At 31.7% G+C, this 20,537-nt stretch carries 18 protein-coding genes, 1 pseudogene and 1 riboswitch; of the genes and pseudogenes, 5 read left to right on the top strand and 14 right to left on the bottom strand.

Annotated features, from left to right (window positions below; translation table 11 throughout):
- Nucleotides 1-4: 4 nt before the first annotated feature.
- Nucleotides 5-367 carry a helix-turn-helix domain-containing protein gene (locus MUA60_RS01610; RefSeq protein ID WP_262649323.1) on the bottom strand — a complete coding sequence of 121 codons (363 nt, stop codon included), beginning with the start codon at nt 365-367 and terminating at the stop codon, nt 5-7.
- A gap of 265 nt (nt 368-632) precedes the next feature.
- Here MUA60_RS01610 and MUA60_RS01605 point away from each other — a divergent pair, with 265 nt between their 5' ends.
- Complete coding sequence (locus MUA60_RS01605; RefSeq protein WP_262649321.1) at nt 633-1,550, top strand: nucleoside hydrolase; 918 nt, start codon at nt 633-635, stop codon at nt 1,548-1,550.
- A gap of 578 nt (nt 1,551-2,128) precedes the next feature.
- Here MUA60_RS01605 and MUA60_RS01600 read toward each other — a convergent pair.
- Nucleotides 2,129-3,511, bottom strand: a complete 1,383-nt coding sequence (locus tag MUA60_RS01600; RefSeq protein ID WP_262649320.1) for an amino acid permease — start codon at nt 3,509-3,511, stop codon at nt 2,129-2,131.
- A 285-nt stretch (nt 3,512-3,796) separates the two neighbouring features.
- Between MUA60_RS01600 and MUA60_RS01595 the strand changes: the two genes are divergently transcribed.
- Nucleotides 3,797-4,891, top strand: coding sequence for an IS30 family transposase (locus MUA60_RS01595; RefSeq protein ID WP_262649318.1), 1,095 nt, complete (start codon nt 3,797-3,799; stop codon nt 4,889-4,891).
- Between the two features lie 179 nt (nt 4,892-5,070).
- Here the strand turns inward: MUA60_RS01595 and MUA60_RS01590 are convergent, their stop codons facing one another.
- On the bottom strand, nt 5,071-6,261 hold the full coding sequence (locus MUA60_RS01590) for a CynX/NimT family MFS transporter (protein WP_262649317.1): 1,191 nt from the start codon (nt 6,259-6,261) through the stop codon (nt 5,071-5,073).
- A 116-nt stretch (nt 6,262-6,377) separates the two neighbouring features.
- Between MUA60_RS01590 and MUA60_RS01585 the strand changes: the two genes are divergently transcribed.
- Nucleotides 6,378-6,938, top strand: a complete 561-nt coding sequence (locus MUA60_RS01585) for a helix-turn-helix domain-containing protein (RefSeq protein WP_262649315.1) — start codon at nt 6,378-6,380, stop codon at nt 6,936-6,938.
- Between the two features lie 32 nt (nt 6,939-6,970).
- Here the strand turns inward: MUA60_RS01585 and MUA60_RS01580 are convergent, their stop codons facing one another.
- Nucleotides 6,971-7,831, bottom strand: coding sequence for a fructosamine kinase family protein (locus MUA60_RS01580; RefSeq protein WP_262649313.1), 861 nt, complete (start codon nt 7,829-7,831; stop codon nt 6,971-6,973).
- 75 nt (nt 7,832-7,906) lie between these two features.
- The gene (locus tag MUA60_RS01575) at nt 7,907-8,206 is read right to left on the bottom strand and encodes a hypothetical protein (RefSeq protein WP_262649312.1); all 300 of its coding nucleotides are present in this window, start codon (nt 8,204-8,206) and stop codon (nt 7,907-7,909) included.
- Nucleotides 8,207-8,627: 421 nt separating this feature from the next.
- Between MUA60_RS01575 and MUA60_RS01570 the strand changes: the two genes are divergently transcribed.
- Nucleotides 8,628-9,524 carry a VOC family protein gene (locus MUA60_RS01570; protein ID WP_262649310.1) on the top strand — a complete coding sequence of 299 codons (897 nt, stop codon included), beginning with the start codon at nt 8,628-8,630 and terminating at the stop codon, nt 9,522-9,524.
- 43 nt (nt 9,525-9,567) lie between these two features.
- Here the strand turns inward: MUA60_RS01570 and tenA are convergent, their stop codons facing one another.
- From tenA to MUA60_RS01525, 9 genes and pseudogenes are all read right to left on the bottom strand, one after another.
- Nucleotides 9,568-10,245 (bottom strand): thiaminase II, encoded by a 678-nt coding sequence (gene tenA / locus MUA60_RS01565; RefSeq protein WP_239740126.1) that lies wholly within the window; start codon nt 10,243-10,245, stop codon nt 9,568-9,570.
- 66 nt (nt 10,246-10,311) lie between these two features.
- A riboswitch (TPP riboswitch) is annotated at nt 10,312-10,420 on the bottom strand.
- A 60-nt stretch (nt 10,421-10,480) separates the two neighbouring features.
- Complete coding sequence (locus tag MUA60_RS01560; RefSeq protein WP_262650560.1) at nt 10,481-11,212, bottom strand: epoxyqueuosine reductase QueH; 732 nt, start codon at nt 11,210-11,212, stop codon at nt 10,481-10,483.
- A 104-nt stretch (nt 11,213-11,316) separates the two neighbouring features.
- Nucleotides 11,317-12,213: pseudogene (locus MUA60_RS01555) on the bottom strand (poly(glycerol-phosphate) alpha-glucosyltransferase); the annotation flags it as partial.
- A gap of 21 nt (nt 12,214-12,234) precedes the next feature.
- Nucleotides 12,235-13,098 (bottom strand): IS3 family transposase, encoded by an 864-nt coding sequence (locus MUA60_RS01550; protein ID WP_262650532.1) that lies wholly within the window; start codon nt 13,096-13,098, stop codon nt 12,235-12,237.
- Nucleotides 13,099-13,106: 8 nt separating this feature from the next.
- Complete coding sequence (locus MUA60_RS01545; RefSeq protein ID WP_262647822.1) at nt 13,107-13,643, bottom strand: transposase; 537 nt, start codon at nt 13,641-13,643, stop codon at nt 13,107-13,109.
- 33 nt (nt 13,644-13,676) lie between these two features.
- Nucleotides 13,677-14,426 (bottom strand): hypothetical protein, encoded by a 750-nt coding sequence (locus MUA60_RS01540; protein WP_262649307.1) that lies wholly within the window; start codon nt 14,424-14,426, stop codon nt 13,677-13,679.
- A gap of 73 nt (nt 14,427-14,499) precedes the next feature.
- Complete coding sequence (locus MUA60_RS01535; protein WP_262649305.1) at nt 14,500-16,530, bottom strand: Mur ligase family protein; 2,031 nt, start codon at nt 16,528-16,530, stop codon at nt 14,500-14,502.
- A gap of 137 nt (nt 16,531-16,667) precedes the next feature.
- Complete coding sequence (locus MUA60_RS01530) at nt 16,668-18,704, bottom strand: YSIRK-type signal peptide-containing protein (RefSeq protein ID WP_262649304.1); 2,037 nt, start codon at nt 18,702-18,704, stop codon at nt 16,668-16,670.
- A 378-nt stretch (nt 18,705-19,082) separates the two neighbouring features.
- Complete coding sequence (locus MUA60_RS01525) at nt 19,083-19,601, bottom strand: NUDIX hydrolase (protein ID WP_262649301.1); 519 nt, start codon at nt 19,599-19,601, stop codon at nt 19,083-19,085.
- Between the two features lie 134 nt (nt 19,602-19,735).
- Between MUA60_RS01525 and MUA60_RS01520 the strand changes: the two genes are divergently transcribed.
- On the top strand, nt 19,736-20,515 hold the full coding sequence (locus MUA60_RS01520; protein WP_262649300.1) for a class I SAM-dependent methyltransferase: 780 nt from the start codon (nt 19,736-19,738) through the stop codon (nt 20,513-20,515).
- Nucleotides 20,516-20,537 lie beyond the last annotated feature (22 nt).

Below are 20,537 nucleotides of genomic sequence, written 5' to 3'. Positions count from 1 at the left end.
CTATTTATTGTAAGAGCGCATTAATGATACCTATGATAATACCTCCGAACGGAATTACGACCCACCAATATCTTGATAAGAACTCCCAACCATTCATCGGGCGATTATAATTATTTTGATTATGGTTAGGGTCATTTCGATAAGTCTCAATAATCGTGTTTTTTAAATTTTTATCCCCTTTGATTAGCTCATCTAAAGATACATCAAAGATATCGCTCATTTGCACGAGTATATCTATACCTGGATATACTTTACCGAGTTCCCATTTAGAAACACTTTGTCTTTTGACATGTAATTTGTTAGCAAGTTGTTCTTGAGACCATCCATTAATTTCTTTCTCTTCTTTAATTCTAGCTCCAATATTCATATCAACCAACTCCTTATGTTTACTATATAACGACTACTTTAAAATATCCCGATACTATACTTTGCACCCCGAGCAACTTGAAGTTGCAAACGCATGATCATAACCTTTAACACCATTATATACTTTTTTAACAATACGTCATTTATTTTAAGAGGTTACTCTGCCTTCTGTATTATTTTCAAAAAGTGCTATTAATCGTACATTCCGTAATTATAATTGTACTTTGTTATACTATATATATCATATCGATAAAGGAGCGAACAACATGACAATCCCGATTATTATTGACACGGACCCTGGAATTGATGATATTATAGCGATTTCTGCAGCACTACATAGTAAAGAATTAGATGTAAAATTAATTACAACTATTGGTGGTAATGTAGGCATTGAACGAACAACACAAAATGCATTAGATATTGTAAGTTACTTTCATACAAATACGCCAGTTGCTAAAGGTGTAGATAAACCACTGATTAATACACTTGAAACAGCAGAACATGTACATGGTCAAAATGGTATAGGAAATGCTCAAATTAAGACCACTTTACAAAATGATATACTAGAAGAACATGCTGTTATCGCAATGAGAGATACTATCTTGAATTCTGAAGAACCTATTACGCTCGCCCCAATTGGACCACTAACAAATATAGGGCTGTTATTCTCACTATTTCCTGAAACTAAAAAGAATATTAAACAAATCGTGTTAATGGGCGGCGCAGCAGTTGGTGGAAATGCTACACCCGTTGCAGAATTTAATATTTTTGTAGACCCACATGCAGCAAAAATTGTCTTCGATCAAGATGTTCCAATTGTAATGTGTGGACTTGATGTAACAAGAGAAACTATGATCAATAAAGATGATTTAAATATCATTCAAACACAAGGAGACTTTGGAAACATCATTATAGATATGTTATCTTCATACAACGATGTAAATGCCGGCGATGAACATGAACATATCATCCATGACTTATGTACAATTTTCTACTTATTATATCCAGAAATGTTTACAACAGAGCGTGCCGATGTATCTGTCATAACAGAAGGACAAGCAGCAGGATGTACATACACTGAATTTAGCGATGAAGGTAAAGTAGAAGTATGTATGCATGCACAAAACGAACAATTCCGAGAAAAATTTGTAGACTTTATTAAAGAAATACATCAAAATCAATAACCATACTTTGTTCATATAAAATAATGAGACTGGAATGTTGCATTCCAGTCTCTTTCATATGGAAAATGTGAGGGAGATGAGCTCTATGTTGCTTGTTTGGTCAGTCTTGATAAATACAATGCTTCTATTTATCTTGTTTCGCCTGTCTTGATAAATATAAGGCTCCTATTTATCTTGTTTGGTCAGTCTTGATAAATACAGAGCTCCTATTTATCTTGTTTGGGCAGTCTTGATAAATACGGGGCTCCTATTTATCTTGTTTGGGCAGTCTTGATAAATACGGGGCTCCTATTTATCTTGTTTAGGCAGTCTTGATAAATACGGGGCTCCTATTTATCTTGTTTAGGCAGTCTTGATAAATACGGGGCTCCTATTTATCTTGTTTAGGCAGTCTTGATAAATACGAGGCGCCTTTTTATCTTCTTTGGGCAGTCTTGATAAATAATGCCCTGAACATTGCTTGTCACGCCCCACTTGCAATATTCCCCTCATCTAAAATATTCACCCCTCCCCCATATTTCTAAAAATACGAAAAAGCGTCTAGAACTTTTCTGTTCTAGACGCTTTATATTAAAGGCTTAATATTCACCTTTATCTTCTTTATGATAACCTCTTAAGAAGTATACGATTGCCATTACGGATAAGAATACAATACCGATAATAACAGAAACGCGTGTTTCTGAATTGAACAACATACCGATTAATACTAGGATAAAGAATCCTAATGTTAAATAGTTAGAGTATGGTGCGAACGGCATCTTGAATGGATGATCTTTAATTTCATCTGAATGATGTCTTCTAAATTGAATATGACTAAATAAAATCATAAACCAAGGAACCATACCTGGTAGAATTGATGCACTGTATACATACACAAAGATATTTTCAGAACCATCAATCACTAATGGTAATACGATATTTAAAATAACACCTACAAAAATACCAATTGAAATTGCTAATACTGCAAAGAATGGTACCCCTGTTTTCATAACTTTTGTGAAAATACGAGGCATTTGTCCTTTTTGAGCTAATGTATAAACCATACGGCTTGAACTGAATATACCTGAGTTACAACCTGACATTGCTGCTGTAATAACAACAAAGTTAATTAATCCTGCCGCAATTGTGATACCTACTTTTGCGAATGTTGCAACAAATGGACTACCTACGTTACCTAATTGATCCCATGGATAAACTGTTACAATAACGAATATTGCACCTATGTAAAAGATTAAAATACGCCAAATTACACCATTAACGGCTTTTTTAATATTTTTCTGTGGATCTTTCGTTTCACCAGCTGTAATCCCTATTAATTCTACCCCTTGATAAGAACCTACAACCATTGATAATGCAAAGAAGAAACCTACGATACCATTAGGGAAGAATCCACCATGTTCTGTTAAGTTTCCTAATCCTATAGCATTCCCGCCATTTCCAAGTCCAAAGAAGATTAGACCAAAACCAGCTATAATCATTAAAATAATTGTTACTACTTTAATCATTGCAAACCAGAATTCAAATTCACCGAAAGCTTTAACTGACGTTAAATTTGCTGCAGCTAAAGTTACAACGACTATTACCCCTGGTATCCACGTTGGTAAATCTGGCCACCAGTATTGCATATATTGACCAACAGCGATTACTTCACTCATACCTACTACTATCCATTGGAATATGTTACTCCATGCTGTTACATAACCAGCTACTGGATGTAAATAATCACTCGCATAGTTGGCGAATGATCCTGTAGTTGGATACAAATAAACTAATTCTCCCATTGCTCTCATTACTAAATACAAGAAAAGGCCTGCTACTAAATAAGCGAATATTGCAGATGGTCCCGACCATTTGATAGTGCTTGAAGCACCCATAAACAAACCGACACCTATTGTTCCACCAAGTGCAATCATCTGTACTTGACGTGAACTCAGACCCCTTTTTAAATGATTGTCTTCCATTCTTTCGTGTCACTCCTCATTACAAACTTTTCAGCTAAGATTTATCTATTTAATTTTATTCAAACTTCATGGGACAATTATACTATAAATAATCAGAAAATAAAGCACTACTAGAAAGCGTTTTCCTTTTTTTATAAAATTATATGTATTTTGTTCATAATATTGTAATTTATTTATAAGGTGGATTTTATAATCAACTTAGCCACCTTTAGACAAAAAAACGCCACGTGAATTTCATGTTATTATTGAGGCTACCAGACCAAATCAATAAAGGAATGAATTCACATGACGCATACTTATTCTAACATGACAAACCATAAAGGAACACACTTAAGTTATGAAGAACGTGTTCAAATAGAAACACTTAAAAATTTAGGTTTTTCAAATCGTGCAATCGCGCGTGAATTAGGACGTGCACCTCAAACAATCAATAACGAAATTCATCGAGGAACAACACGTCAAATTAAACGACAAAAACAACAACATAAAGTCTATGAATATGAGACGCAAATTTATTTTTCTTCACTAGGTCAACAACGTTATCGACAAAACAGACAACAATGTGGTGCTCAGCCCTTATGGAAGAAGAACCCATTATTTATTCCATGGGCAGATCACCTCATGAAAAAGAAACGCTGGTCACCTGAAGCAGTCGTGGCATATGCTCACAAGGAACAATGTTTTGAAAGAGAAAAAATCCCTTCAACAACGACAGTATATGCTTGGATAGATCAACAAATCATGGAAACTAAGAATATTGATCTACTAGAAAAATTAAAAAGACGTCACTCTACTCAGAATAGCTACCATAATCATCCACACAGTCGAGTGCTCGGTCCAAGTATTGAGACACGTCCTAGTGAAATTGAATCACGTCAGTCTTTTGGTCACTGGGAAATAGATACCGTAATAGGAACTAAAGACAAGTCAAAGCCAGTTATCTTAACACTTGTTGAGAGACAAACGCGTTTTGAAATACTAGAAATAATAGAGAGTAAAAGTGCTGATGCGGTGTCTCACGCATTGAAAAACTTATTTGACTCCTTAGGCGAAAAAGCACCAAAAATCTTCAAATCTATCACATCTGACAATGGTTCAGAATTTGCATCGCTGTATGAAGAATTTGGCCATATGATAGAAATATACTTCACACATCCATTCTCATCATATGAACGTGGGACAAGTGAAAACCAACATAAAATGATTCGTCGTTTTATTCCAAAAGCACATGATTTATCCAATGTTCAAAAACGCTTCATAAAAGCCATACAACAATATATGAATGACTATCCTAGAAAGACTTTAAATTACAACACAGCTCATCATAATATGGCAGAAAGTTTAAAGCACCTCAATCTGTATGAATCTTTCCAAAGCTAAAGTCTTAGCTTTGGTTACCTGTTGAGTATTAATTGATTAAAACCAATCAATCCTCAACAGGTTCGAATACGGTTAACCCTTGTGTACACCTCAGTCATTATAGGTGGCTAACTTAAACTTGAAATCCTCGTAATTTATTTATAATTAAAAAATAGAAATAAAGAAAACGAGACATTAAATTAATGTCTCGCTCCTAAAGTTTGTTCTATTGTAATGTTTCTACCCGCACGTGATCCTATAATCATAATGATAATTGACGTAACAAATAGTATGCCAAATGACGTATTCCAACTATTTGTAGCATCGTGCAGTATACCGAATAGTAGTGGACCAATCGCAGTAAATAAATACCCTACTGACTGTGACATACCTGATAATTTAGCTGCCGTTAAACCATTTTCTGTTCTTAATCCAAAGAATGTATTAACAAGTCCAAATGCTAAACCACTGGCAATACCAATCAATATAATACCTAAAAATGCCCAGTTAGGTTGTGACATTAACGTTAGTATACCTAATACGAAAAGTAATCCTGTCACAAAAGTAATCAGAACTTGGTTCTTCATTTTTTCAGCAAATATAGGTGTGACAAAAGTTAGTGGAATAATGGCTAATTGAAGAATCGATAAATAAATCCCCGCTTCATTAATTGGTGTACCATGACTTAATAAAAATTCAGGTAACCAATTTATCAATGAATAAAATATCATTGACTGACCGCCCATTAATAGCGTAATTTGCCATGACAATGGTGATTTCCAAACATTTATATTTGTCGTAGTTTGAGAACTATTAACCGTTTCATGTTTGTTTAACTGGAATGACCATATAATAATACCTATAAACGTTACAATACCTATTAAACTGATTGCAATGTTGTAGTTAAAATGTTTAACAAGTGGTGCTGTAACATATGATGAAGCACTTCCAAATATATTCATCACGACTGTGTAATAACCTGTCATGATACCTATACGTAGAGGAAAGTTCATTTTAATAATGCCTGGTGTTAACACATTTCCAAATGCAATCCCTACACCTATTAATATCGTACCGACATATAACCAAGAGACTCCCGTAATCGCTCTTAAAGCAATACCTATACAAATTAATATGAGTGCACCAAAAACTGTACGTTCTAATCCAAATTTATGACTAATTTTAGCAGCGAATAGTGAAATCACTGCAAATGAAAGCAATGGAATAATTGTGATTAAACTGACAGATGTATTGGATAAATTTAAAGTTTCTTTAATTGAAGGTAATGCAATCCCTACTGAAGTAATAGGTGCTCTTAAACTGGCTCCAATTAGTAAGATACCAATAAATAATATTAAAGTTTGTTTTTTACTTCTATTTATATGATCCATCTTTTTATTATCTCCCTAAAGTGAATTTCTGTTATACTGTTCTTAACGTTCGTTATAAAGAACACATTATATTGTACAATGCGTTCGTTATAAAGTAAATAGGAGTGTTTATATTTATGAAAGATATCCATACAATTGTTGCGCATAATTTGTCACAGTACCGAACATCGCAACAATTAAGCCTAAGCACAGTATCTAAATTGACAGGCGTAAGCAAAACAATGCTCAATCAAATTGAGAATGGACAATCTAATCCTACCATTACAACTTTATGGAAAATAGCAAATGGCTTACATTTACCTATATCTGACTTAATTTCTAATAAAGAAGATAACATTAATTGCGTGTCTAAATCAGACATTACACCTATATATAATGATAATCAATCCGTCACAATATACCCATATTTTCCATTTAATATTGATAAAAATTTTGAGATGTTTAATATGATTTTACAAAGTGGAGCTGAAATGAAATCAGAAGGACATCACAATGGATCTGAGGAATACATTATCGTTCATAGAGGCACACTTGAAGTCGATATCAATGGCATTAAACACACAGTACGTCAAGATGATGCTATACGTTTCGAATCTGACGTCACACATACTTATCGTAATATAGGTGAAGATGATGTTCATTTAACAGCAACTATACAATATCAACACAATAAATAAAGGATTGGGATAAATTTTTATCCCAATCCTTTTTACCTATCATTTAATATGTCATCCATTGTTCTCTGAACACTACCTGCATACATTGACCCAAACTTCACTAAGTGAACCATCAATAAGTATAATTCATAAAATTTAATTCTTTCATTTGCACCTTTACTTAATGGTAATGCTTCATCATAAGCTTTATAAAAGTCTTCCGTGAAACCACCAAAGACTCTTGTTGCTCCTAAATCAAATTCACGATCTCCATATAATGGAGAGGGGTCGAATAATGCTGGTTCCCCGTTTGATAAGAACATATAATTACCTGCCCACAAGTCTCCATGTAGTAAGGACGGTTTACTTTTATGTTCTGTTAAAGCTTCTATAATAACTGTACGTACTTGTTCAAATTGTTGAAGTTCGTCCTTTGACCAAAGTCCTCGTCTTACAATTTCGTCTCTCAATTGATCTAAACGTTGCTCGACAAAAATATTAATCCATGTATCTTTCCAACCATTTTCGAATGTAATAGCACTACCATGATAAGGTAAATGAAATCCAAATTTACCATCTTGTTGATAATGACTATGCAATTTCGCTACCAGTTTGCCGAGTTCACTTTGACTACCTCGGCGACCTTCTTCAAGATAACTCAGTATTAAATACGCATCTCCATTAATTTGACCGTAACCTTTAACAACAGGTGCCGTAACACCCGCTTCTTCAAATGCTTCTAAACCAGCAATTTCGGCAGCGTAAAAATCTTCGCTTCTATTATGTTGAACAAGTAGAAAATCCGTTCCACTCTGTCTTTCAATTCTATATGCTTCATTTACATCTCCACCACTTACTGGTATGAGCTCTTTAATATCATCTATAGGTAATTGTGATTGCCAATCTTTATTCATGACGATCCCTCCTATGTGTTATTGTATTAAAAATTAATCAAAGTTCAAAACAACAGCTATTTATTTTCATATACCCTAATCAAAGTTTAATGATTCAAACTTATAAATCATCTGCAAAATCAACTCGCCATCTTTCGTAAGATGATAATAGATGTTGGGCGGCATAATCTCTTCAGTTCTAACACTGATAAGATTATTTTGCTTCAACAATTCTAGAGATGCTTTAATAATATGACTATCCACTTTCTCAAACGCTGAAAGTAATGCTTTTTCTTCTCTTTCACAATCACTCATATAATTTAATAGTTGAATACCGTGATTTTGAATAAGGTGATTCATATTTTGTTCAATCTTCACTTCATTAATTAAAGTCACTAAAATAACCCCATTTCATATTAAGTATATTGAAACATTCATATGTTAGCTTTTTAAATTAATTTTATACGTTTTGAAAATTTGCTGTTTTAGATCCACCGTATGCATATGCATGTGCGACTTTATCATGACTACTATATCCAGGAATATTTACTGCCATATCACACGGAACACTAACGAGCTTATAAGGTGATAGCTGCAATAATAATTGTTACTTTACCTTTTCTTGTTAGCTTCATAGTCACACTCCTAGTTTTTATTTATAATTACCATGATAGCACTTTTAAGTAAATTACTAAATGATATTTAGGTAGTCCTAAAGTCCTATTGTCTAAAATTATTTTTATATTTACAAATGAACTAAATGTTTATATTTATAACGATGTGTATAATAAGTAAAAAGGATTGAGGAGATGAAGAAATGAATAATCAAAGAATTGTTCCGCATTTATGGTTCGATAACGAAGCTCAAGAAGCCGTCGATTATTATATGCAAACTTTTCCAGAATCAGAAATCATTTCAGATGTAACGTTTACAGATTCACAATCCGGAGATGCAAAACAACTCACTTTTAATATTTTTGGTTATAAATTTATGGCAATCAATGCTGGTCCTTATTTCACAAAAAATCCTTCCATATCATTTACAGTACTTTTCAATCAATCTGAAGCAGCATTAATCGACAAAGTTTGGACTGCACTCGCACATAACGGGAAAATTATGATGGAACTTGGTGCTTATGACTTTAGTGAAAAATACGGCTGGTTGGAAGATCAGTTTGGCGTTTCATGGCAACTGCTCATCACCGATCAACCATTTGATAATCGTATTAGACCATCATTTATGTTCATTAATGATAATGTTGGTAGAGCTGAAGAAGCGATAAACTACTATACAAGCGTATTTAAAAATAGTGGTGATATAAGTAAATTTTATTCCCCAGAAGGCATGGAGCCAGATAAGCCAGATACACTTGCACACGCAGAATTTAAATTAGAAGATCAATATTTTGTCGCTCTTGATAGTGAACATAAACATGAATTCAACTTAAATGAAGGTATTTCATTAATGCTATTTTTAGAAGACCAACAAGAAATTGATTATTATTGGGATAAATTATCTGCTGTACCAGAAGCCGAACAATGCGGATGGGTTAAAGATCAATTCGGTGTCTCTTGGCAAATTGTCCCAAAAATCATGGATCAAATGGCAGAAGAAGGCACACCAGAACAAATGAGTAACGTTACAAAAGCATTCCTTAAAATGAAGAAATTCGATGTAGAAACTTTAATAAAAGCCTACGAAGGCAAATTATAGTATTAAAAAAGACAGAAGCGTCGTGCATGCTTCTGTCCTTTTTTTATTTAACCGGTACTGGCCATGTTTCTAAATGTTCAGCCATATCCCAGAACATATATTCATAGTAGCTTGTTTTAACAATAATGTCTTCCAAGCGTTGTAATTCCGCTTCTGTCTTACCTTCTGCAACTTGATCCATCAACTGAATACAATCTTCTTTGTACTGACTAAATTCATCTGAAGCATACATATTGATCCATTCTCCATATAAAGGATGGTCCGATGCTCCTTTAATTTTAGCTAATTTTAAACCTATATAATTATAACTCCAAGTACATGTCAAAATAGCCGCAATAACATTCTCTATACCACCTTGTTGTGCCATATTCAACATATAACTCGTATAACCAACAGTCGTTTGAGCTGGTTCTGTCTCTTCTAATTCCGCTTCTGATATACCAAATTGCTTAGCATAGCCTCGATGTAATGACATTTCAGTATTTAATGTGCCATTCGCTAAATCAGCATAAGTCGCCATCATTTTTAAGTCTGTTGATTTAGCTGCACCGATTGAAAATAGTCTCGCATATTCTATTAAATATATATAATCTTGTTTCAACCAATGTTTAAATTTTTCTTGATCTAACGTGCCATCACCTAATCCTATAATAAAAGGATGTTCCATATAAGATTGCCAAATCGGTTCAACTCTATTGAATACTCTATCTGTAAATTTCATTTATAAATCCTCCTTATAATTAAAAAAACGCTATTTTCATTAAGAAAATAGCGTCATGAGTACCTTAAAATCAATACGCCACTTTCCTACGCCAGTATAAGCTGGATCAGGTTCAAGGAATTTTAAAGGTATCACTTTAATCTCAGCCTTTATAAAGGCACTTCCAGTGGTTTAAAATTATTTAACTTATATACTCTTACAACATATCTGTTTTACCTTAGGATTGCAAATAAAATTACATGCAACTTTTATTACATGATTCTAAATAAGCTTTAGCCTGTTTATTCACTTCTTTAAAATCTATACCTTGTTTCATAGCTGCAAACACACAACCACAATAGCATTGTCTAAAAATTTCATACTCATTGCACATTTTAATCGATCTTTCATACCCCTTATTCTTCTTAAAATCACTCGGTAAATAATAAACATGATATAAATCTTGAACATCCATACCAAGTTCGTTAATCAATTGTGCATTTTTCTTAGGTGACAACGTTAAAGCACTCGCGAAATAATCATATCCAAGATTAGCTGCCGCTTCTGCCACGAGTTCTAAACGCATTTCGAAACAAGCCGTACATCTTAGCCCACCTTCATTTTCATCAGCTAAATCCTTGCTTTTAACCATTTTCATAAATTTATGTGGTTCATAGGCTGCTTCAATATATTTAACATTAGAATTTGTACGCTCGTTAAACTGTTCAACAAACGTTTCTTGAACTTTCGCCCTACGCTCATATTCACTTTTCGGATGAATATTTGGATTCGCAAAATAAATCGCAACATCCGCATATTGTGTTAATAACTCTAACGTATAAGTACTACAAGGCGCACAACAACTATGAATTAAAATAGAAGGTCTTGTTTCGGAACGTTCCCATTCAGAAATCATTTTACGCATAACCTTATCATAGTTAATCTTTTGATTTTTCATCTTAGCAATAATACCATCAGCTGAAATCACCATATCCCTAACCATTCCTTTATACAAAAATTGTCATTTTTACAATATTTTATAACATTCAAAATGTGATATCAATATGATGATTAGAGATAGTGTTGTGATATTTATCCTTTAAAAACTTTCTGATATTGTACATATCCAGATAAGTAATGTTCAATGTCATCAATTCTTACTCTATAGCCATGGTGTTTAATAAAGAATGAATGAAGTATCCTCGAAGGATTCTTAAAATACATCGCAACTTCTGGATAGAAAAATCCTGTTCTTTGATAATTTGCACGTTTATGAATGGTATCTATAAATTTCTTTTCATCTAGATGCTGTTCAACTAAAGATTCATAACCTGATTCTTTAGCATATTCAACTAAGTGATATGTAGCCATTAACATTTCTAAAAATGTTGGGAAAGTGGTTTCTCTTTGGTACATATAATCTAAATAGCTAGACACATTCTGTATACCGAATTTAAAATATTTTTCTTGTGGATCGATTTGTACAAGTTCATTTGTACAATAACCTAACCAATGATCGTGGTACTTCCAATAATCTTTTTGAATAAAACGTTCAAATAAATTTTTAACGATATTTAACCATTTTTCATTATGATCTATTTGGTATAACCTTAATAAAGCTAATGCCGCTTCTCCGTCGTAATATATAATTCTATATTGTTCCTTTACAGTTAATTCAGGGTAGTTAATAACATGTACTGTTTTAGCATCTTCGCCTATCATTGTTTCAATACCACGTGCCACTTTTTATGCAGCTTCAAGATATTCTTTTTTATTTGGATTATGTTTTAAATATTCACAAATTGCGAATATAAACGCTGCATTCTGACCTAATTTAATTTCATTTACATTTTTAGTATCGTCAAATATATGACCTAAGCCATCAGTTTCATATAAATAATGATTGATTAAATAATCTATAGCTTTTTCTGCAATTGTGATATCTTCATTTAAATATGTTAAGCCTTCTATTAAAGCATATTGTACTGAACCCAAAAATCTAAACCTTAATTAGTATATTATTTCAAAGGTTTGTCTCCTGTAATTTTTGGGAGATAAGCCTTTTAATTTTGATTTGATTCTTTCGTTATTATAAAAATCGATATATCGATGAATAGCTTGTTCAAGGTCCTGAAAATCTTTAAATTCTTGGCCATAATACATTTCTTGTTTAAGTAACCCAAAAAAGTTTTCCATAACTGAATTATCTAGACAATTACCTTTTCTAGACATACTCTGAAATATTTTATGGTCTTTTAATAATCTAGTGTATTGTGAATGTTGATAATGCCAGCCTTGATCTGAATGAATCGTTAAACGATGATCTAGGTTTGGACGACGCTTTATCATTTCTTTTAATGGATTGATGACTATATCTAATGTAGGACGACTTGAGATTTTAAAGCTGATAATCTCTGAACTATATAAGTCCATAAAAGGTGATAAATATAATTTCTGACCATTCATTAATTTGAACTCTGTAATATCTGTTACGACTTTTTGAAATGGGAGACTTGTTTTAAATCTACGATTTAATATATTTTGAGCTACTTTACCAACTTTACCTTTAAAGGAACGATACTTACGACCTCTATGTGTGAACTTTGTACAAGTTAGATTATGTTCTTTCATAATTCTTAGTACTTTTTTATGATTTACGATAAGACCTCTATTTCTTAGTGCTTGTGTAACACGACGATAACCATAGGTATGGTTTGATTCTTCACATATTTCTTTTATTACTTGAATCAATGTTTCATCTTTATCAGCTTTACTAAATTTATTTATCCAATAATAGTATACAGATTTAGCTATTTGAGCGACTTTAAATAAGATACTTAATCGTATATTATATGTTTCATTTAGTTCCTTAATGACCTTTACTATTTCTGATTTTTGCTTCCGTAAATGTCGGTCAAGGCTTGTAACTTTTTTTGATAAGCTATACCTGCCTTTAACGTCTCATTTTCATTTCTAAGTCTTTCAAGTTCTTCACGTTCATTTTCATTTAAAGGTAAATTTTTATTATCTGATTCAGATCGTTTTTTAGTCATAGTGTGAGATCGTCCCTTTTGTTTATTATCTATATCAAGACGACACTTTTCATCAAATTGATGTTGCCAATTGGCAATGATAATAGGATTAATAATTCTAAAGTGATTCGCAGTATCTTGATAAGACAACATATTTTCTTGTCTAAATTTTAAAACAGATAATTTAAATTCGCTAGTATAAACAGTATTTCTACTTTTTATTTCTAAACCTTCTTCTCCAAACTCTTTATATTGATTGACCCAAATCCGAAGGACAGACCAACTTGAAATACCATATTTTAAAGCAATTGTTCTATAACTTTGATGTCCTTCTAAATATTCTTTTACAAGTTTTAGTTTGAATTTAAATTCATATTTTTTCCTCATTAGAATGCACCCCAATATTTTGATTTGTTTAGTTCAAATATTTGGGTTCACATCATATGTTGATGATGAATGTCTTAAGTTATTGTAAAATGCTATATTTTTATCGAAATGTGGAAAATACCCGTAATGGTACTTGCCATCTTCTCCAATTTCGTTACTTAAATAATGTGTACTATGTTCAATCATCATATCGATTTCATTACTTAAGTTGTCTATTTCTCTTAGACCTTTTGTATAACCTCGCTCATCAAGAGCAAACACATCATTATCCTCTATAATATAACCTTTTGTATAAAATTTACGTACACGTTCACCTTCGTATTGTTGATGACTATAACGTACTTTAATACCTTTATACTTTTTCAAATAATTATTAATATTGTTTTCAGATAAAATGAATGATTTTTTATCTTTTGAAGGTCTAACAAAAGCATTAGCATTAATTTCATCAGATAAAAAAGCATATTCCCATTTGTCATCTAATGCTATTCCATAATCAACATAGTTTCTTCTTGTATTAATTAAATTGTCTTTTAATAAGTCAAAATCTATCGCTTCTTCTTCTATAACAAAATCAAGCTTTACCCAATTAGCACTCTTTCCAGTTTTCTTTCGAAATTCTTGCGCTAACTTTAAAATATTTCTTTTAATATTATTTGGATTCTTAAAAACTCTTACGATTGCCTTTTGGTACTGATTGCCTGTACTTACAAAGCTAACATCATGTTTAGGATATGTTTTATGCATCTCAAGAATTCTATCTATATCTTTACTTAAATTCATAGTTAATCCCCCATTATTTGTGCTTTTATACTATTATAGCAATTCTATTCAATAACCTTTAAATATTTTCATATTATTTATCATTGGTATCTGAAGTATAAATTAACGTATAATCACCTTTATTAATAATTCCATGTTTGTATTGATCTCCGAAAACAAATTTATGATTGTTACTTAATAAAATATTTTTATGTTTAATATATAAGTTGTATAAATCATAAATAGTGAAGCATTGTCTTTCTTTTTTTCTATACCTACCTGTTAAATTAACGACTGCAGATTTTGACAATTTATAATTATGAACAAACTCATTTATAACCTTTAATCTATCCTTTTCTTTATCAAATAATAAATCTGATAATTGATAAATGAGTGAAGGATGAGGAGAATCCGACATCGCATTAATAACATCATTCACTGAAAATGAAGCACCTTCTATGTAACGCCCTTTATTAGTTGGCCATTTTTTTAATTGTACATTTTTATTCTCAATATTTTTACCTTTTGCATAAATGTAATAAAGTACTGGCGCAATTCCACTTATTGTTGAAGAATTTTCAGCATTGTATGTTTCAATTATTTGATCAGTTTCATTTGAAATTTTTAGATATGCGTATTGATTGAACTTTTTACCTGTAGGATAATCATTCTCTGACAAATCTGCATTAAATTTTTTAAGTTCTATAGGTAACTTTTGAGCAATTTTAGGAAACTGAGTATCAGTAACTGATGATTTTAGTAAAATCAATGAATCTTTGTTAGCCATGTATAATAAATCTTTCAACAATAAATCAGGATCGTTATACCATGTTATATTTTTATTCTTTGTATTATTTACAATTACTCTCGTTTCATCGTCTAAACATAATACATAATCTGCTTTTGACTCTTCGATATATGTAATTAACTTTTTATGAATTTCTTTTGATTGAGCACCTAAGTCACTTATTTTACCAATAGCTATAATTTTATTACCTGAGAAATACTTACATTGACTGTTAAATGCTTCAATTGCATTAATCATTGCTGGTAAAGACGCATTATGTGTATCATCAATCAAAGTAATGGTATTATTTCGCGATTCTACTTCTTTTATTTCGAGTACTCTTTTGAATGATTTAAATTCCTTTAAATGGTTTAAACAACTTGCTAAATCTACTTTTAAATTCATTAGGCACAGGACCACAGCTAATGAATTTTCAATCATTCCTATACTTAAAGATGATAATTCAAAATTAATGTTCTCTTCTTTAACTTTTAAATTAATATCTGCGTAACCTTTCTTAATTGAGTATTCTAAAATTTCTATAGTACCTTTTTTCTGCTCCAGATCATAAGTCATGATATTATCTGTTGCTTTCTGTGCATTTTCTATTAAAATATCTGAATGCATTGTACCTTGATTAATGATTGCTATACCTGAATCTTTCAAACCATAAAAAATTCTACTTTTAAAGTTTGCTATATCAACCTCACTACTTATAGTCGATAAATGCGCAGAACCTATTCCCGTTACAATAGCTATATCTGGTTTTAATATTAATGAAAAATTGCCTCTATTATTTAAAGCATTTAACGAAACTTCAAATATTGCAAAATCAGGATTACTTGCTAATTTGCACATTTGCAATAAAACTACACTTCTCGTATTACTATTACCTCTATTTTCTAATACTTTATAATTTTTCAAAGCTTGCGCAACCATAAGCCTTGTAGAACTTTTCCCCATTGATCCTGTAATAGCTACAATCGGATTCTTATAATTGTCTCTAATTGTTACAGCCAATGTTTGTAGTGCTTCAATACTATCTTCAACTATGATTTGAGGAATTTTGAAATTAAGTCCTTCTATGTATTCTTCGGTTATGATAAGACCGATATTTTTAATGTTTTTATTAATTTGTTTATTACCATCTGTTAATTTACTTTCTCTTCCAAGAAACTTTGACCATGAATTTGAACTAATTAAAAAGAAAGCTGTTTCTGTATTATTTATATGTATACCTTGATATTCAAAATTAGTAATAATTTGTTCTTCTTTACCTGAAGGATCTAGTATAGGTGAATTAAGAATATTAGAAATTTCTTTTATTGTGTATTTCATTATATAAACACCCCTAAATTTTAATGGATAATAGCAATCATAGGTTTAGATTATATGTAACTATAAATTCAATTGTAATAAAAATTGAGGCCAGGACAAACTAAGTTGTCCTGGCCTCAATCAAGAATCAGCAATCATTACTCTTTCTTTTTATTTCTTCTTCTACTGAATAAGATAATTGATCCCAATCCTGCTAATAATGTTGCAAATAAAGTACCATTGTTAGATTTTTCTTCTCCCGTATCCGGTAATTTATCATCATTTTTCTCGCTATCAGTAACTTGACTTTCTGAGTCAGTACTTGTAACAGAAGTAGAAACATTACTATTAGCCGAATTAACATTTCTTAGATCTTGGCTATATTCATTATTGTTTGTAGCTAAACCAGAATCTCCATCTAAGTCACTAACATCAACTAAGTTATCATTTGCATCTGAATCATAACCACTGCCAGCGTCATTATCGACATTAGAAGTTGCGTCCGAGTCACTATCTGCATCTGAATCGCGATCTGCATCCGAATCGCTATCTGCATCTGAGTCAGCGTCAGCATCCGCATCGGCATCTGCGTCAGCATCTGAGTCAGCGTCGGCATCCGCATCGGCGTCAGCATCGGCATCTGCATCTGCGTCATCTTCAATAATTATTGAATCAGAATCACCACTACTTGCTAATAAATCAACATTTATAAGTCCTGATCCAACTGCTGATCTAAAGTTATATTCATGTCTTCCTGGTTGATCAGATTCTGGTAAAATACCACCAGCTGTTAGTGCATTTAAATCTAAAGTTAAAGTATACGTAATTCTACTAGCCAAAGATAATGAGGCTAATCTCGGTGCTTGACCATATATTATACCTGTATTTGGATCAATATTTAGATTGTTACCTGTAATTGATCCTGTTCTTCTTGGTCCTACCAATAATGTAGGAGGCAAGTCGTAATCAATTCTCACTGCATTTCTAAAATTAGGATTAGACATTAATGCTCTAAATTGAGGGGGCAACTGATACGTTGGATAACTAGAACCTAAACCAACATTTATAAGTGGTGTTCCCTCTAATTTTAATTGTAACTTCCCATCATTGTGGGATGCGTCTAAGTCCAAACCACCAAGTATATTTATTGCTGCATAAGGACTAACACTCACCATTCTCTTATTTGAAGCTTCGGTTTGTGTATTATTCGTTATACCTTTAGGTAGAGACTCATCTTTTGATGTTTCTACCTTTTCGTCTGTATTTTTTTCAGACTCATCTTCTTTGATTTCATTATCAGATGCAACATCTTTATCTGTATCTTTATTTGCATCTACGTCATCTTTTGTAGTATCTTTTTCATTACTTGGTTCTTCAGCATTATCACTGTCTTTTTTCTCTGAATTATCTTCTAAATCATCTTTTGTAGCTGTATCATCTTCAGATGTTTCCTCAGAGTTTGATGCGCTGTCTTCATCTGCTTCAGAAACATCGTCAGTAATTTCACCTTTATCTTCTGATGTTGTATCTTCCACATTCTCACTGCCGTCTACTTCTGTAGCATTTTCTTCATTCTCACTATTTTCTGGGGGACGTCCATTATTTGATTGATCAATGTCATCTTTAGTATTGTCTTCTACATTTTGATCATCAGTTGAAGATTCTTCTGATTCAGTCCCTTGTTCAGTTTGATCTACCGTTGTTTCGCCTGAATTTTGATTATTTGTATCTTTTGATTCATTATTACTTACTGGATGCTCTTGAGACGGTTGACCGTCATATGTAGCTTCCCCTTGATCATTTGTTACTTCTTCATTATTTATTACTTCAGATGAATCTTCTGCAACATTAGAACTATTACTATTCTCTTGTTCTGAAGTTGGTTCTTGTACTTCTGATTCATTTAATTCATTTCCCGTATTATTACTAGTAACATTGACTTTCGAATCTTGTTCAGTTGATTTTAAAGTAGATTGTTGTTGTTCAGAATTCAAACTACTTTCCTGTATTGCATCACTGTCCTGATCACTATCATCAGAATCATCTGATGCATTATCCGAAATCTTGATAGATGTTTCATAATTATTTTCGCTTGCTTCTACTGTATTTAATCCCGAGTACAGCGTTAAACCTATTAAAACAGATCCTGCTCCTACCGTGAATTTGCGTATCGAGTATCTTCTCTTTTCTCTCATATTTTACTCCTCTCAAATTATTTAAATACAACTTAATATTACTATATAATTTTAATTTTGCACCATATTTTTTGACACCAAAACTAATATTATACAATGTAGCTATATTTATATAAGGTTTTCCAACTGTTATAAAATTACATTTAAGGAGTAAATAAAATAAATTAAACCAATTAATAGTATTTATATGATTTGATTTATACATCAAAATATATATTATTATCAATATTTATCAAGATTTAACATGTTCAAATATAAAATATCCAAAATTTATTGCCATAAACTTAAACATGTTTCAAAATAGAGTCTGACTATTTTGAATATTTTATTTATATAATAAAATTTACACAAAAAAAAAGAAACAGTTAAACTGTTTCTTTACTCACGTATTGATCCTAAACCGATATTCATTTCAAATATAAATTCTATAAGACTATTCCTATACGGAATAAATAAACCTTCTTTAATCATCTCTAATAATTCATCTTTTGTAACCCATTTTACTTCTTGTACTTCTTCTGTTGGAAAGTTTAGTTTTTCTATATTTATCTCTTGATGAACTATGAAAAAATCATCATATCCGTCGTCAAAATTAATTGTGAAATGTGGTCTTCGATTAGATAAGTCTAATTTAATACCTAGTTCTTCATATGTTTCTAGTTCTGCTGCATCTCTATTTGTATCACCTTGAACAGCGCTACCTCCTGCTGAAAAATCCCACTTACCTGGCCATCCTTGTTTGTTATCTCTTCTTTTTTGTATTAGTAATTGTCCTTGTTTATTAATAATACAGACGTGAATCACAAGATGATATCGATTAGCAGGTACTACATTTCCTCTTGTCATCGTTTCATTTAATAACTGCCTATTTTCATCATATAAATCCCAAGTCTCCATTCTCATCACTCCGTATTCATATTAATTTTATTTTATCATATTGAAATTAACTCCTTGTTATAGCTATTCATAAGTTATGTGTATTATTACAACTATCCATTTAGGTGTATGGTGTAAGGAAAGGGGATGATATTTTGAATAATATTTTTCATGATAAGCATAATAAGTATATGTATAGTGGACGAAAGGTTGATTATAATTGGGTAACTTTGATAAGTAGCATCATCAAGCAATCTAATATTGATAAGAATAATGCACTAGACATCGGGTGTGGCGGCGGCATTTACACAAATCAATTAAGTAAATTTGGATTCAAGCATGTCTTAGGTATAGACCAATCTGAAGTAATGATCTCATCAGCTAAAGAACAATCTTATAATAGTCATATACAATTTGAAGTTGGAGATATATTCAATAATCACTTAGCCAACCAGTCACAGAATTTTATACTTTCAAGAGCACTCATTCATCATATTCAAGATTTACAAAAAGCTTTTTTAGAAACAAAGCGTATTCTAAAAGATAACAGCATATTTGTCATTCAAGATCGAACTATTGAAGATTTAGCGATTCCCGCTTCTTCAAACAATCTACGCGGATATTTATATGAGCACTTTCCAAGACTTCGGGATTTTGATTCAAAGAGAAGACATTCAGAAGCAGATGTTACAAAGGCATTATATGATGTTGGATTTAATAATGTTGAAACTTTAAAAATTAATGAAATTAGACAATCATATGCAACGATAGAATCCTTACAGCATGATTATTTATCAAGAAAAGGTCGTAGTATTCTATTTGAATTATCAGATCAAGAATTAAAATCATTTGTAGCACAATTTCCTATATATGTAGTAGACCATTCTCCGATAATAGAAAAAGATCAATGGACACTTTGGATAGCATATCATTAAAAAAAGCATGGGAGATTGCCCC

The organism is Mammaliicoccus sciuri (genome assembly GCF_025561425.1).
GTDB classification, from domain to species: domain Bacteria; phylum Bacillota; class Bacilli; order Staphylococcales; family Staphylococcaceae; genus Mammaliicoccus; species Mammaliicoccus sciuri_A.
Note: the sequence above shows the minus strand (reverse complement) of the source record. Positions and strands in the feature narration are given on the sequence as shown.

Excerpts from the sequence above, each read along its gene's own strand:
- MUA60_RS01570 (WP_262649310.1), top strand. The coding sequence starts at position 8,628 with ATGAATAATCAAAGAATTGTTCCGCATTTATGGTTCGATAACGAAGCT.
- MUA60_RS01590 (WP_262649317.1), bottom strand. The coding sequence starts at position 6,261 with ATGGATCATATAAATAGAAGTAAAAAACAAACTTTAATATTATTTATT.
- MUA60_RS01525 (WP_262649301.1), bottom strand. The coding sequence starts at position 19,601 with ATGGAGACTTGGGATTTATATGATGAAAATAGGCAGTTATTAAATGAA.
- MUA60_RS01530 (WP_262649304.1), bottom strand. The coding sequence starts at position 18,704 with ATGAGAGAAAAGAGAAGATACTCGATACGCAAATTCACGGTAGGAGCA.
- MUA60_RS01545 (WP_262647822.1), bottom strand. The coding sequence starts at position 13,643 with ATGAGGAAAAAATATGAATTTAAATTCAAACTAAAACTTGTAAAAGAA.
- MUA60_RS01540 (WP_262649307.1), bottom strand. The coding sequence starts at position 14,426 with ATGAATTTAAGTAAAGATATAGATAGAATTCTTGAGATGCATAAAACA.
- MUA60_RS01595 (WP_262649318.1), top strand. The coding sequence starts at position 3,797 with ATGACGCATACTTATTCTAACATGACAAACCATAAAGGAACACACTTA.
- MUA60_RS01580 (WP_262649313.1), bottom strand. The coding sequence starts at position 7,831 with ATGAATAAAGATTGGCAATCACAATTACCTATAGATGATATTAAAGAG.
- MUA60_RS01585 (WP_262649315.1), top strand. The coding sequence starts at position 6,378 with ATGAAAGATATCCATACAATTGTTGCGCATAATTTGTCACAGTACCGA.
- MUA60_RS01600 (WP_262649320.1), bottom strand. The coding sequence starts at position 3,511 with ATGGAAGACAATCATTTAAAAAGGGGTCTGAGTTCACGTCAAGTACAG.
- MUA60_RS01605 (WP_262649321.1), top strand. The coding sequence starts at position 633 with ATGACAATCCCGATTATTATTGACACGGACCCTGGAATTGATGATATT.
- MUA60_RS01610 (WP_262649323.1), bottom strand. The coding sequence starts at position 367 with ATGAATATTGGAGCTAGAATTAAAGAAGAGAAAGAAATTAATGGATGG.
- tenA (WP_239740126.1), bottom strand. The coding sequence starts at position 10,245 with ATGAAATTTACAGATAGAGTATTCAATAGAGTTGAACCGATTTGGCAA.
- MUA60_RS01535 (WP_262649305.1), bottom strand. The coding sequence starts at position 16,530 with ATGAAATACACAATAAAAGAAATTTCTAATATTCTTAATTCACCTATA.